The organism is Lysobacter sp. Root916 (genome assembly GCF_001429785.1).
In the GTDB taxonomy this organism is placed as follows: Bacteria; Pseudomonadota; Gammaproteobacteria; order Xanthomonadales; family Xanthomonadaceae; genus Lysobacter.
The window spans coordinates 220522-233274 of sequence record NZ_LMJF01000011.1; the positions used below are offsets into that span (position 1 = coordinate 220522).

Here is a 12753-nt window from a genome sequence, read left to right on the forward strand (position 1 = left end):
CCTGCAAGCCGTTGCTCGTTTCGGTAGGAATGATCTCCATCGGCATCGCCGGTCTGGTGGCCCCGGTCGCCACCGCCGTTGCCGCCGAGGAGGCCGCCAAAATGACCGACGGGTCCGATCCCTATGCCTGGCTGGAAGACGTGCAGGGCGAGCGCCCGCTGGCCTGGGTGCGCGAGCGCAACGCCCAGGCCGAGGCCGAACTGGCCGCCACGCCCGCCTTCAAGACGCTGGAAGCCGACATCCGCGCCATCCTCGACTCCGACGCCAAGATTCCCGGCGTGATGAAGATCGGCGACCACTACTACAACTTCTGGAAGGACGCGAACCACCAGCGCGGCCTGTGGCGCCGCACCACCCTGGCCGAGTACCGCAAGGACAAGCCGGCCTGGGAAACCGTGATCGACCTGGACGCGCTCAACAAGGCCGAAGGCGAGAACTGGGTCTGGCACGGCGCCGACTGCCTCAAGCCGCAGTACCAGCGCTGCCTGATCGCGCTCTCGCGCGGCGGCGCCGACGCCGACGTGACCCGCGAGTTCGACCTGAGCACCCAGACCTGGGTCAAGGACGGCTACTTCCGTCCCGAGGCCAAGGGCGGCCTGCAGTGGATCGACCGCGACAACGTCTACGTGTTCACCGATTTCGGCAAGGGCAGCATGACCTCGTCGGGCTACCCGCGCATCGTCAAGCAGTGGAAGCGCGGCACCCCGCTCAGCGCCGCCACCGTGGTGTACGAAGGCACCGCGGAGGACATGTACATCTCCGCCGGCCATGACCCCACCGAAGGGTTCGAGCGCGACTTCGTCTCGCGCACCATCGCCTTCTACAACAACGAGCTCTACCTGCGCGGCGCCGACGGCAAGCTGACCAAGATCGACGCGCCGAACTCGGCCGAGAAGGGCGTGCATCGCGAGTGGCTGACCCTGGAGCTGCGCGAGCCCTACAGCGCCGGCGGCAAGACCTATAAGCCGGGCAGCCTGATCGTCACCCGCTTCGACGACTTCATGGCCGGCAAGCGCGATTTCGCCGTGCTGTTCGAGCCGACCGAGCGCAGCTCGCTGGCCGGCACCACCTGGACCCGCAACAAGCTGGTGCTCAACGTCATGGAGGACGTGAAGTACAAGCTCAGCGTGCTCACTCCGGGCAGCTGGCAGCGCAGCGAGTTCGTCGGCGCGCCGGCCTTCGGCAGCATCGGCGTGTCGGCGGTGGACGACGACGAGAGCGACGACGTCTGGCTGACCGCCACCGACTACCTGACCCCGACCACGCTGTCGCTGGCCAAGCTCGGCCAGCAGCCGGAAACGCTGAAGACCATGCCGACCTTCTTCGACGGGTCGAACAACGTGATCGAGCAGCACTTCGCGACCAGCAAGGACGGCACCAAGGTGCCTTACTTCATGGTCCGTCCGAAGAACCTCAAGCTCGACGGCAGCACCCCGACCCTGTTGTACGGCTACGGCGGCTTCGAAGTCTCGATGACCCCGGGCTACTCCGGCGGCGTCGGCAAGGGCTGGCTGGAGAAGGGCGGCGTGTACGTGGTCGCCAACATCCGCGGCGGCGGCGAGTACGGTCCGCGCTGGCACCAGGCCGCGCTGAAGGCCAACCGTCACAAGGCCTACGAGGACTTCGCCGCGGTCGCGCAGGACTTGATCGCGCGCAAGGTCACCTCGCCCAAGCACCTGGGCGTGCAGGGCGGCAGCAACGGCGGCCTGCTCACCGGCAACATGCTCACCCAGTACCCGGAGCTGTTCGGTGCCGTGGTCGTGCAAGTGCCGCTGCTGGACATGAAGCGCTACAGCCACCTGCTGGCCGGCGCCTCCTGGATGGCCGAGTACGGCGATCCGGACACCGCCGACTGGGACTTCATCAAGACCTTCTCGCCCTACCACCTGTTCGACGCCAAGCGCGACTATCCGCCGACCCTGTTCACCACCTCGACCCGCGACGACCGCGTCCACCCGGGCCACGCGCGCAAGATGATGGCCAAGATGATGGAAGCCGGTAAGGACGTGCGCTACTACGAGAACATCGAGGGCGGCCACGGCGGCTCGGCCAACAACGCCCAGGCCGCGCACATGAGCGCGCTGGCCTACACCTTCCTGTGGGACAAGCTGTCCAAGTAAGCCCTTAGCGACGGGCGCCGCACGGCGCCCGTCCTCCCCAGCCAGGCATGCCCCGCGGCGGCTCGCGGCCCGCCGGCCATTGCGCTCTCCGCAAACGGACCTTATCTATGAAACCGACCTCCCTCCTGCTGGCCGCAACGCTACTGATGACCACGACCCCCAACGCCTCCGCCGCCGACGCCCCGTTGCCTCCCGACGTGGCCAAGAAGCCGCATGTGGTCAAGGCGCCGCACGGCGCCCAGCGCAACGACGAGTACTACTGGCTGCGCGACGACAAGCGCGAGAACAAGGAGATGTTGGCCTATCTGGAGGCCGAGAACGCCTACGCCACCGCGCAGATGGCGGCGCTGAAGCCGCTGGAGAACACGCTGTACGACGAGATCGTCGCCCGCATCAAGCAGGACGACAGCTCGGTGCCCAGCCGCGATCGCGGTTACTGGTACTACAGCCGCTTCGAGACCGGCCAGGACTACCCGATCTACGCCCGCCGCAAGGACGGCCCCGGCGTGGACGCCGCCTCGATCCAGAAGGCCAACGCCGACGGCGATTTTGCCGGTGAAACCGTGCTGCTGAACGTCAATGCCATGGCTAAGGACCAGAAGTACTACCAGGTCGGCGATTACGAGATCAGCCAGGACAACCAGCTGCTGGCCTATGCCGACGACACCAACGGCCGCCGCCAGTACACGGTGCGCTTCAAGAACCTGAGCACCGGCGAGACCTATGCCGACGAGATCAAGGGCGTGTCCGCCAACCTGGTCTGGGCCGACGACAACAAGACCCTGTTCTACGTCGAGAACGATCCCGAGACGCTGCTGACCAAGCGCGTCAAGAAGCACGTGCTCGGCACCCCGGTCGCGCAGGACGCGGTGGTCTACGAGGAGAAGGACGACAGCTTCTACATGGGCATCGACCGCACCCGCGACGACCGCTACATCGTGATCGGCGTCAGCAGCACCGTATCCGACGAACTGCGCTACGCCCCCGCCGCCGACCCCAGCGCGTTCGCCGTGCTGGCGCCGCGCGCGCGCGACGTCGAGTACGACGCCGACCACTTCGGCGACCGCTGGGTGATCCGCACCAACGCCGACGGCGCCACCAATTTCAAGGTCGTCACCGCGCCCAGCGGCTCGACCTCGCGCAAGGACTGGAAGGACTGGATCGCGCACCGCGACGACGTCTACATCGAGGGCATCGAACTGTTCCAGGGCTACACCGCCGTGGCCGAGCGCTCCGACGCGCTGGAGCGCGTACGCATCCTCAAGGCCAACGGCGAATCGGAATTCGTGAAGGCCGATGAGCCGGCGTATTCGATGGGCCTGTCGTCCAACCCCGAAGCCGATACCCCGTGGCTGCGCTACAGCTACACCTCGCTGACCACGCCGGCCACGGTCTACGAATTGAACGTGGACACCGGCGAGCGCCGCCTGCTCAAGCGCCAGCCCGTGCTGGGCGGCTTCGACGCCGCGCAGTACGTGACCGAGCGCGTCTGGGTGCCGGCGCGCGACGGCGCCCGCATCCCGGTCTCGCTGGTCTACAAGCGCGGCTTCGAGAAGAACGGCAAGGCCGCCCTGCTGCAGTACGGCTACGGCAGCTACGGCGCCTCGATGGATCCCAGCTTCAGCGTCGTCAACGTCAGCCTGCTCGACCGCGGCATGGTCTATGCGATCGCGCACATCCGCGGTGGCGAGGAAATGGGCCGCAAGTGGTACGAGGACGGCAAGCTGCTGAAGAAGAAGAACACCTTCACCGACTTCATCGACGTCACCGATTACCTGGTCAAGGCCGGCTACGCCGCGCCCGACCGCGTCGCGGCCTACGGCGGCAGCGCCGGCGGCCTGCTGATGGGCGCGATCTCCAACATGGCGCCGGACAAGTACCGCGTGATCCTGTCGCAGGTGCCCTTCGTCGACGTGGTCACCACCATGCTGGACGCCAGCATCCCGCTGACCACCAACGAATACGACGAGTGGGGCAACCCGGAGCAGAAGAAGTACTACGACTACATGCTTTCGTACTCGCCCTACGACAACCTGTCCAAGCAGGCCTACCCGGCGATGTTCGTCGGCACCGGCCTGTGGGATTCGCAGGTGCAGTATTTCGAGCCGGCCAAGTACGTGGCGCGCCTGCGCGATCTGAACACCGGCGCCTACCCACTGCTGTTCCGCACCAATATGGAAGCCGGTCACGGCGGCAAGTCCGGCCGCTTCCAGCAGTATCGCGAGCGTTCCGAGATGTTCGCCTTCATGCTCGGCCAGCTCGGTCTGGCCGGCGGCGGTGCCGCCACCGCAACGCACTGACGCATCGCCGGTGCGGCCGCGGCACGCGCCGCGGTCGCATACTGGCGGCATGTCGATCCCGCCCCCGCCCGAGGAGCCCACGCCGGTCCGTCCCAGCCGCTTCCGCTGGGCCTGGTGGCTGCTGGCCTACGCCAGCCTGGGCCTGGGCATCGTCGGCATCGTCGTGCCCGGCCTGCCCACCGTTCCCTTCGTATTGCTGTCGGCGTTCGCGGCCGCGCGCGGCTCCCAGCGCCTGCACGCCTGGCTGCTCGCGCACCGCCAGTTCGGGCCGATGATCCGCGACTGGCAGGCGCACGGCGCGGTCAGCCGGCGCGCCAAATGGCTGGCGGTGAGCATGATGTCGGCCTGCGCCGCGATCATGTTCCTGACCGCCCCGAAATGGTGGATGGCGGCCACCGGCACCGGCTTCATGACCGTGGTCGCAATCTGGCTGTGGGCGCGACCTGAACCGCCGTCGCGCTGAGCTTCGTTCGGTCGCGCTCGCGGGCTACACTGCGGCCATGAATGCACGCATCGTCCTGAGTCTGATCGCGCTGTCGCTGGCCGTCTCGGCCTGCGGCAACAAGGGCCCCCTGGTCCTGCCCACCAAGCCGGTTCCGGTGACCGCCCCGGCCCAGCCCGCGGGCGAGGTGCCGGTGCAGATGGCCCCCGAGGCCACGCCGCCGTCGCAGCCGCAAAAGGCGGCCGAGCCGCCGGCCGCCGAACCCGCCACCGACACGCCCACGGACGGCTCGACCGACGACGGCAAGGACGATCCGACCCCGCCGGCCGACGGCGGCCGATGAGCCCCGGCGCGGAGCGGAAGATGCGGCGTTTCAGCAAGATGCATGGCGCGGGCAACGACTTCGTCGTGCTCGACCTGCGCGGCGGCCTGGCGCCGCCCGCCGCCGCGCACTGCCGCCTGCTCGCCGACCGCCATTTCGGCGCCGGCTGCGACCAGATCCTCACCGTCGAGGACCCGCGCGAATCGGGCTCGGTCGCCAGCTACCGGATCTGGAATTCCGACGGCTCCTCTTCGCAACAGTGCGGCAACGGCGCGCGCTGCATCGCCGCCTGGCTGGTCCGCGACGGCGCCGCGGGCGAGGGCAACTTCGCCTTGGACAGCCCGCTCGACACCCACCAGGTCGAACGCCTGTCCGAGCAGCATTACCGCATCGGCATGGGCGAGCCGCGCTTCGACCCCGACGCGATCCCGCTGCGCGGCTTTCCGGGCGCGCGCGACCAATACGTGCTCGACATCCACGACACCGTGATCGGTTTCGGCGCGGTGTCGATGGGCAATCCGCATGCGGTGATCGAGGTCGACGACGTCGATGCCGCGCCAGTGGACAGCATCGCCTCGCTGCTGCAATCGCATGAGGCGTTTCCCGAATCGGTCAACGTGGGTTTCGCCCAGGTCGAGTCGCGCGGGCGCATCCGCCTGCGCGTGTACGAGCGCGGCGCCGGCGAAACCCTGGCCTGCGGCAGCGGCGCCTGCGCCGCGGCCGCGGTGTTGATGCGGCGCGGCCGCGTCGATCGCGACGTCGCCGTGGTCCTGCCCGGCGGCGAACTGCGCATCGTATGGCCGTCCGACGACGCTCCGCTGTCGATGTCGGGACCGGCCGCTTTCGTCTACGAGGGGGAATGGGCGCAATGAACGAAACCCTGGACAAGCTGGGCGCGCACGAGGTCGCGGCCTGGCTGCGTCGTCACCCGCGCTTCCTGCAGCAGTTCCCCGATCTGGCCCTGAGCCTGATCGTGCCGCGCGAGGAAGGCTCGGCCGCCTCGCTGGCGAGCTATCAGCTGGAAGTGCTGCGCGACAAGAACCGCGAACTCTCGCGGCGTCTGCAGGAGCTGTTCGGCAACGCTCAGGAGAACGAGCGTCTGTCGGTGCGCACGCACCAGCTCACCCTGGCCCTGATGCGCCAGAACAGCGCCGGCGACACCCTGCGCGCGATGGCCGCGACCCTGGCCGAGGATTTCAACGGCGACCGCGTGCGCCTGGTGATGTTCCAGCCGGTCGAGGGCCTGGACGCGCCCGAGTGGTTGCAGGTGATCGCCGCCGACGACGTGCGTCTGCAGCCGTTCCGCGACTGCCTGGCCGACGGCGAACCGCTGTGCGGCCGCCTGCAACCGGAAAAGCATGCCCTGCTGTACGGCGCGCAGGCCGACGAAGTCCAATCGACCGCCTTGCTGCCGCTGCCCGGCATCGGCCTGGTCGCGGTCGGCAGCCGCGACCCCAACCGCTTCTTCCCCGGCATGGGCACGCTGTTCCTGCGCATGATGGGCGAGTCGCTGACGGTGGCCTTGAAACGCTACTAAGCGCGTCGCCGCAACACCGCTCTTCCTCCCCCTTTGGAAAAGGGGGGCGAGGGGGATTTGCTCCTCCCGCTCCTGGGTGCTTTTAGCTCGTCATCCCCGCGAAAGCGGGGATCCAGTGACTTAAGCGCCAAGCGACGCTTGATCGCGTCCCGTCCAAAGAGCCGGCAGCCGTGCGGGGCTGCACTTCGTGGTTCGACTGGCTCGCCCGACCGCGCTCGCACGCCTCCCTCGACATCCTCCACCCCGCATCGCAAGATGCCCACGATTCCGATGCACACGTCGGAACCCCGGAGCCCGTGTCCCGTGTCCCCAGGACCGATCGAAGATTTCCTCGCCCATCTGCAAGTCGAGCGGCGCATGTCCGCGCATACGCTCGACGCGTACCGCCGCGATCTGACTACGCTCGCCGACTGGTCGCAGACCCAGGGTGCCGATCCGCTGGCCCTGCACACCGAACAGCTGCGCGCGTTCATCGCAGCCGAACACCGACGCGGCCTTACGCCCAAGAGCCTGCAACGTCGTCTCTCCGCCTGCCGCAGTTTCTACGGATGGCTGCTCAAGCAAGGCCGCATCGACACCAGCCCGGCCGCCGCGATCCGCGCGCCCAAGGCGCCGCGCAAACTGCCGCAGGTCTTGGATCCCGATGAAGCCAAGGCCCTGGTCGAAGTGCCGACCGACGTGCCGCTGGGTTTGCGCGACCGCGCCCTGCTGGAATTGTTCTATTCCTCCGGCCTGCGATTGAGCGAACTATGCGGCCTGCGTTGGCGCGACCTGGATCTGTCCGATGGCCTGGTCAGCGTGCTCGGCAAGGGCAACAAACAACGCAGCGTGCCGCTGGGTTCGCACGCGCGCACGGCGCTGGGCGAATGGCACGCGTCCACCGGCGCGGTCAACGAGGCGCCGGTGTTTCCGGGGCGCGGCGGCACGCCGATCACCCCGCGCGCGGTGCAACTGCGCCTGCGTCAGCTCGCCCAGCGCCAGGGCCTGTTCAAGCGCGTGCATCCGCATTTGCTGCGGCATTCCTTCGCCAGCCACATCCTCGAATCCTCCGGCGACCTGCGCGGCGTGCAGGAACTGCTGGGCCACGCCGACATCGCCACCACCCAGATCTACACCCATCTGGATTTCCAGCACCTGGCCAAGGTCTACGACGCCGCGCATCCGCGCGCCAAGCGCAAGGCCGACAAAGAAGGCGCGTAAGCGCTACGGGTCCCGGGCAAATCCGGACCCGCCGAACCGGCAGACCGAAAGACGATCCGGGCGTGATCGCCGACCGTCTGCAAGCCGAGGCTTGGCGCGCCTGTATCGCCGGGCCGCCAGCGCCCGCAGACTCAGCGGCGGGCGCGATGGCGCTCTAGAACCCGAGTACCTCGCCGTCCAGCGGCATCTGCTTGCGATGCTCGACGCGCTCGGGGCTGAACTTCGCGTCTGGATCGATCGCGTTGGTCAGCGTCCAGGTACCCGGCGATGCATAGGCATCGAACACGAACGGCAGGCCTTCCGAGCCCTCGAAGGTCGCGGCGTTGGACACGTGGATATGCAGGTGCGGACCGTTGGTGTTGCCCGATTGTCCGAGCCGTCCCAATACCTGGCCGCGGTGCAGCTTCTGTCCCGCCTTCACCGCCACGCTGCCGGGCTGCAGATGCGCGTAATGCACGAACACGTCCGGGGCGATCTGCAGCACCACGTAGTTGCCGTACAGGCCGTGCGCGGTCAGCGAGTCGGGTTCGGGCTGCGCTTCCAGCGGCGCGTGATCGGGCGTGCCGTCGCGGACATCGCGCACCACGCCGTCGGCGACCGCGAGCACCTCGGTGCCGTAGCCGATCCAGTCCTCGCGTTTGCTCTTGGTCAGATCCATGGCGCCATTGCGCAGCACGTGGCCATTGCCGTCCAGGCCGAACACATCCAAGGCATAGCGCTGCGGAATGGTGACCTGGCCGTTGGCCGCGACCAGGCTGCCCCAATGGTGCGAGCGCGAATTGCCCGGGCCTTCGCCGGCCAGCCACAGTCCTGCGCGTAGCGGCGGCCCCAGCTTCACCGGCGGCTTGGTGTCGACCACGACGCGCGCGCCGTCGACCAGGTTGAGGGCGCCCTTGGCGTCGACGAATTCGAGGCGATGGCGCAACACGCGCGGCGCCGGTCGATCGGTCGGCAGGGTCAGCCATAGGAACGCGATCGCGCGCATGCCTGCGGCGACCGGCACGCTGTCGCTCGCCGCGGCGTCGTCGGCGGGGCGGGGCTGCACGATCTGGACCAACGCCTGACCCTCGTAGCTCGCCAAGGGCCGGGTGTCGCCGTCGGCGAACACCTCGATGCGGCGCAAGCGCAGCACGCCGGTATCGCGGTAGAAATTCGTCACATGCAGTTCGTAGGCCAGATGCGTGCGGCCATCGCCGCCGACCACCGGCGCGGGCGCCCAGGGATTGCGCACCTCGACCGGCGCCAAGGCGCGCTCGGCGCTCGCGGCTTGCGCCGCGAACAGGCCCAGCGCGGCGAGCAAGAAACAAGCGCCGACGCCGCGCGAGCGGGACGCGGTTGTCGAACAAAAACGGGTGCTGAAGCGCATGCGAAGGTCCTGGCGGGGAGGGCTTGCATCGTGGGCGTGCGGCCCATAGTAGCGGCAGTCCGCGCGCCGTCCGGGCACCGAAGCGCACGCGACCGTGGCCGCCTGAGCCCCTTGCGCCGGCGCCGGCCGGCCCCATCAAGGGAATTCGTATCCCGGAGGCCGTATGGACCCCAGCCAGAACCCCAACACCTTCCACGCCACCACGATCGTCTCGGTGCGCCGCAACGGTCGCGTGGCCGTAGCCGGCGATGGACAGGTGACCTTGGGGCATACCGTAATGAAGTCCAACGCGCGCAAGGTGCGCCGCCTCGGTCGCGACGGCCAGGTGCTGGCCGGCTTCGCCGGCGCCGCCGCCGATGCCTTCACCCTGTTCGAATTGTTCGAAGCCAAGCTCGAGAAGCACGGCCAGCTCACCCGCGCCGCGGTCGAACTGGCCAAGGATTGGCGCACCGAGCGCCGCCTGGGCAAGCTCGAGGCCTTGCTCGCGGTCGCCGACAGGGAAACTTCGCTGATCATCAGCGGCACCGGCGACGTGATCGAACCCGAGGACGGCATCATCGCGATCGGGTCCGGCGGCATGTACGCCTTGTCGGCCGCTCGCGCGCTGATGGCGCACACCCAACTCGACGCCCGCACCATCGCCACCGAGGCGATCGGCATCGCCGGCGACGTCTGCATCTACACCAATCGGAACGTGGTGGTGGAGGAGCTAGGAGTGAGCGGACAGGAGTGAGGAGTGAGCTAACGCTGCGTCCTCATCGTTGTTCCGCCCGCCCAGGCCTTCGCTCGCTACTCACTTCTCTGGACTCACTACTCGCCTTATGAAACCCGACAACAGCCACGCCACCATGACTCCGCGCGAAATCGTGCAGGAGTTGGACCGTCACATCATCGGCCAGCAAGCGGCCAAGCGCGCGGTCGCGATCGCGCTGCGCAACCGCTGGCGGCGCATGCAGCTCGCGCCGGATCTGCGCAACGAGGTGATGCCCAAGAACATCCTGATGATCGGCCCGACCGGCGTCGGCAAGACCGAGATCGCGCGCCGCCTGGCGACGCTGGCCAACGCGCCCTTCGTCAAGGTCGAAGCCACCCGCTTCACCGAGGTCGGCTACGTTGGCAAGGACGTGGAGCAGATCGTGCGCGACCTGGCCGACACCGCGGTCAAGCTGTACCGCGAGCAGGCCAAGCAGCGCGTGCGCACCCAGGCCGAGGAGCGCGCCGAAGACCGCATCCTCGACGCCCTGCTGCCCAAGCGCATTCCCGGCGGCTTCGGCTTCGGCGCCGACACCCCGGCGCAGGACCATCAGGCCCCCGACAACGACACCCGCGCCAAGCTGCGCAAGCAGCTGCGTGCCGGCGAGCTCGACGAACGCGAGATCGAAATCGAAACCGCGGTCAATCTCGGCGTCGACATCATGGCCCCTCCGGGCATGGAAGAGATGGGCCAGCAGCTGCGCCAGATGTTCTCGCAGGTGTCGGGCGGCAAGACCCACAAGCGCCAGCTCACGATCAAGGCCGCGCGCCCGCAGCTGATCGAGGAAGAGGCCGGCAAACTGGTCAACGAGGACGAAGTGCGCGAGGCCGCGATCGAAGCCTGCGAACAGCACGGCATCGTCTTCATCGACGAGATCGACAAGGTCGCCAAGCGTTCCGAGAACGTGGGCGGCGGCGACGTCAGCCGCGAGGGCGTGCAGCGCGACCTGTTGCCGCTGGTCGAGGGTTCGACCGTCAGCACCAAGTACGGCGCGGTCAAGACCGACCACATCCTGTTCATCGCCTCCGGCGCCTTCCATCTGGCCAAGCCCAGCGACCTGATCCCCGAGTTGCAGGGCCGCTTCCCGATCCGGGTCGAGCTGAGCGCGCTGAGCAAGGACGACTTCGTGCGCATCCTGACCGAGCCCAAGGCCGCGCTGACCACCCAGTACGTCGAACTGCTGCGCACCGAGGGCGTGACGCTGTCCTTCAGCGCCGACGCCGTCGATCGCCTGGCCGAGATCGCCGCCCAGGTCAACGAGCGCCAGGAGAACATCGGCGCGCGCCGCCTGCACACCGTGCTCGAACGCCTGCTCGATACCCTCAGCTACGAGGCGCCCGACCGCGGTGGTCAAGCCGTGGCGATCGACCGCGCCTACGTCGACGCCCACCTGGGCGAGCTGGTCCAGGACCCGGATCTGAGCCGCTACATCCTCTGATCCGAACCGCGGCGGCCGCGACTTGCGGCCGCCGTGTCAGGTTTTCCGGCCCCGGGCAGACTATGCAGGCAGGGGACCCAGGAAGACCGGTATGGACAACACCGCGGAAGCGGTAACGAGGCAGGGCAGCGACGCCGACACGCACACGCGCGTCGGCGCGGCCGTGGCGCCGGATTTCGACGGCGTGCTGCGCGAACACGGGCCCATGCTCAGCCGCATCGCCGGCAGCTACCAGTCCGAGCCCGGCCGCCGCGAGGACCTGCTGCAGGAAATCAGCCTGGCGCTGTGGCGTGCCCTGCCGGGCTGGCGCGGCGAAGCTTCGCTGCGCACCTTCATCGCCCGGGTCGCCCACAACCGTGCCATCGATTACCTCGCCCGCCACCGCCGGGTCGAGGACGAGCTCGACGAAAGCCATCCCGATCCGGGCGACGACCCCTTGCGCCACGCCGAGACGCAACAGCGTCGTCGCAACCTGCTGGAGGCCGTGCGGCAGCTGCCGCTGGGCCAGCGCCAGGTGGTCGTGCTGGCCCTGGAAGGTTTTTCCCTGCGCGAGATCGGCGACTCGCTGGGCTTGGAAGAAAACACCGTCGCGCAACGGCTCAGCCGCGCGCGCCGGGACCTGCGCGACAGCCTGGGAGCATCGGCATGAGCGACCCGAATTTCGACTGGGGCAGTCTGGGCGACGAGTGGCGCGCGCAGCCCAGCGCGGGGGTCGACGTCGATCGCCTGCGCGCCGAGGTCCGCAAGCGCGGCCGCGCCCTGCGCCGGGCTCTGCTCGCTGAAGTGGCGCTCACGCTGGCGTGCCTGGCCACGCTGGTCTGGCTGATGCTCAAGACCGACGCTTCCGATCCGATGATGCTGGTGTTCGCCCTGCTGATTCCGACCTCGATCGGTTTCCAACTGTGGTCGCTATGGCTGCGCCGTCGCCAGTTGCGCGACGACGGCCTGGACGCCGCGGCCATGCTGGAGTTGGAGATCGGCCGGGTGCACAGCGGTCTGCGCTACTGGCGCCACGGCACCTGGTACGGCGTACTGCTGTTGCTGGGCGTCTATGCCGTCGCATTGGCCGGCCTGAACCACGCCAACCCGATGCACACCGGCGGCATGATCGGCGGCGCGATCGGCGGCGGCCTCGGCGTGCTGGTCTCGGCGGCCACGTCCTGGTTCAAGCACCGCGCCGCGCGCAGCCGCCTGGCCTATCTGCGGGAACTGCAGGCGCAGTTGAACGACGGCGGCGCCTAACCGCTCCACCGCGTCGCGGACGGCGACGCGGT

General features: G+C 68.5%; 12 protein-coding genes. 11 read left to right on the plus strand and 1 reads right to left on the minus strand.

Annotation, left to right across the window (positions count from 1 at the left end; all coding sequences use genetic code 11):
- Window positions 1-29 precede the first annotated feature (29 nt).
- The 7 genes from ASE35_RS08650 (at window position 30) to xerC (ending at window position 7921) form a co-directional block, all read left to right on the plus strand.
- Complete coding sequence (locus ASE35_RS08650; RefSeq protein ID WP_057163710.1) at window positions 30-2120, plus strand: prolyl oligopeptidase family serine peptidase; 2091 nt, start codon at window positions 30-32, stop codon at window positions 2118-2120.
- A 107-nt stretch (window positions 2121-2227) separates the two neighbouring features.
- Window positions 2228-4420 carry a S9 family peptidase gene (locus tag ASE35_RS08655; RefSeq protein ID WP_057163592.1) on the plus strand — a complete coding sequence of 731 codons (2193 nt, stop codon included), beginning with the start codon at window positions 2228-2230 and terminating at the stop codon, window positions 4418-4420.
- 49 nt (window positions 4421-4469) lie between these two features.
- Complete coding sequence (locus ASE35_RS08660) at window positions 4470-4883, plus strand: YbaN family protein (protein WP_056178219.1); 414 nt, start codon at window positions 4470-4472, stop codon at window positions 4881-4883.
- 37 nt (window positions 4884-4920) lie between these two features.
- Entirely contained in the window at window positions 4921-5205 is a 285-nt protein-coding gene (locus ASE35_RS08665; RefSeq protein ID WP_056178221.1) for a lipoprotein, read from the plus strand.
- Window positions 5202-6056 (plus strand): diaminopimelate epimerase, encoded by an 855-nt coding sequence (gene dapF / locus ASE35_RS08670; protein WP_057163593.1) that lies wholly within the window; start codon window positions 5202-5204, stop codon window positions 6054-6056. The genes ASE35_RS08665 and dapF overlap by 4 nt, the downstream gene beginning before the upstream one ends.
- A complete protein-coding gene (locus ASE35_RS08675) occupies window positions 6053-6721 on the plus strand; it encodes a DUF484 family protein (protein WP_057163594.1) in 669 nt (222 codons plus the stop codon). The genes dapF and ASE35_RS08675 overlap by 4 nt, the downstream gene beginning before the upstream one ends.
- 270 nt (window positions 6722-6991) lie before the next feature.
- A complete protein-coding gene (gene xerC / locus ASE35_RS08680; protein ID WP_200957015.1) occupies window positions 6992-7921 on the plus strand; it encodes a tyrosine recombinase XerC in 930 nt (309 codons plus the stop codon).
- A gap of 154 nt (window positions 7922-8075) precedes the next feature.
- Here the strand turns inward: xerC and ASE35_RS08685 are convergent, their stop codons facing one another.
- The gene (locus ASE35_RS08685) at window positions 8076-9221 is read right to left on the minus strand and encodes a M23 family metallopeptidase (RefSeq protein ID WP_162259042.1); all 1146 of its coding nucleotides are present in this window, start codon (window positions 9219-9221) and stop codon (window positions 8076-8078) included.
- Window positions 9222-9450: 229 nt separating this feature from the next.
- Between ASE35_RS08685 and hslV the strand changes: the two genes are divergently transcribed.
- The 4 genes from hslV (at window position 9451) to ASE35_RS08705 (ending at window position 12721) form a co-directional block, all read left to right on the plus strand.
- On the plus strand, window positions 9451-10020 hold the full coding sequence (hslV, locus tag ASE35_RS08690) for an ATP-dependent protease subunit HslV (RefSeq protein WP_056178231.1): 570 nt from the start codon (window positions 9451-9453) through the stop codon (window positions 10018-10020).
- 115 nt (window positions 10021-10135) lie between these two features.
- Complete coding sequence (hslU, locus tag ASE35_RS08695) at window positions 10136-11479, plus strand: ATP-dependent protease ATPase subunit HslU (protein ID WP_056179887.1); 1344 nt, start codon at window positions 10136-10138, stop codon at window positions 11477-11479.
- Between the two features lie 91 nt (window positions 11480-11570).
- Window positions 11571-12128 (plus strand): sigma-70 family RNA polymerase sigma factor, encoded by a 558-nt coding sequence (locus ASE35_RS08700; protein WP_082611194.1) that lies wholly within the window; start codon window positions 11571-11573, stop codon window positions 12126-12128.
- Entirely contained in the window at window positions 12125-12721 is a 597-nt protein-coding gene (locus ASE35_RS08705; RefSeq protein WP_057163597.1) for a hypothetical protein, read from the plus strand. The genes ASE35_RS08700 and ASE35_RS08705 overlap by 4 nt, the downstream gene beginning before the upstream one ends.
- Window positions 12722-12753: the final 32 nt, after the last annotated feature.